Below are 955 nucleotides of genomic sequence, written 5' to 3'. Positions count from 1 at the left end.
TCCCCTCTGCTGGTGGCTTTGCGGGCGCTTGGCCCGGGCCTCCCGCGACCTGTCCGCCCAAACCCCGCCGCAGACGTGGGCGGCCGCCCGGCCGCGCCGGGGCCCCTGCCGGGGCGGAGGCTGCGCTGGGGCCTCAGCCGATCGCGGCCCCCCCCGCCAGTGCGGCCTTCCGCGCCGGGCGGCCGGCCGCCGCATCCACCTCGGGCGGCACGCCATCGAGGCAGGCGGCGGCGAAGCCGGCCTGCTCGGCCTCCAGGCTGTCATGGTCGGTCCAGGCGGCGCGGTCCACACCGAAGCCGGGCATGCTCGCCACCGGCTCGGCGCCGCCCTTGCGCAGCACGGCGAGGCTCCGGCCGATGAAATCCACCGCCATCTCCCCCTCCCGCCCCAGCACGCGCAGCCGCCGCTCCAGCGCCAGCGACACGCGGGAGGCCGTGATCACCGCCGCCCGGCCGGAGGGGAAGCGGAAGCGCGCCACGGCGAAGTCAGGATGCTCCGAGATCACGCGGGCGCCGACCGCCGTCACCTCCGCCGGCTCTTCCCCGGCCAGCGCCAGCACCAGGTCGATGTCGTGGATCATCAGGTCGAGCACGACCGAGACATCGAGCGAGCGCGGCCGGAAGGGCGCCGCGCGCACCGCCTCCCAGGAGAGCGCCTGCTCGCGGCCCGGCGCCGCCACCACGGCGCGGAAGGCGGCCGAGAAGCGCTCGATATGGCCGACCTGCAGCACGCGCCCGCGCGAAGCGGCCTCGGCCGCCAGTTCGTCGGCCTCGGAGAGCGTCGCCGCGACCGGCTTCTCCATGAACAGGTGCCGGCCTGCCCGCAACACCTGCAGGCCGAGAGCGTGATGGAAGCGCGGCGGCGCGGCGACGATCACCGCATCGGCCGCCGCGATCGCATCCGCCAGCCCCATCGCCGGCGCCCCGGCCTCGGCCGCCACGGCGGCGGCGCGGCT

General features: G+C 77.3%; 1 protein-coding gene. It reads right to left on the bottom strand.

What is annotated here, in order from left to right:
• Positions 1-133 precede the first annotated feature (133 nt).
• Positions 134-955: Gfo/Idh/MocA family protein (locus AC1MIR_RS20820; RefSeq protein ID WP_480030092.1), on the bottom strand; the 822-nt coding region annotated here is incomplete at its 5' end.

Source organism: Falsiroseomonas sp. RANM36, from assembly GCF_056682175.1.
The sequence above is the reverse complement of the archived record's forward strand: the minus strand, read 5'-3'. Positions and strand labels throughout refer to the sequence as shown.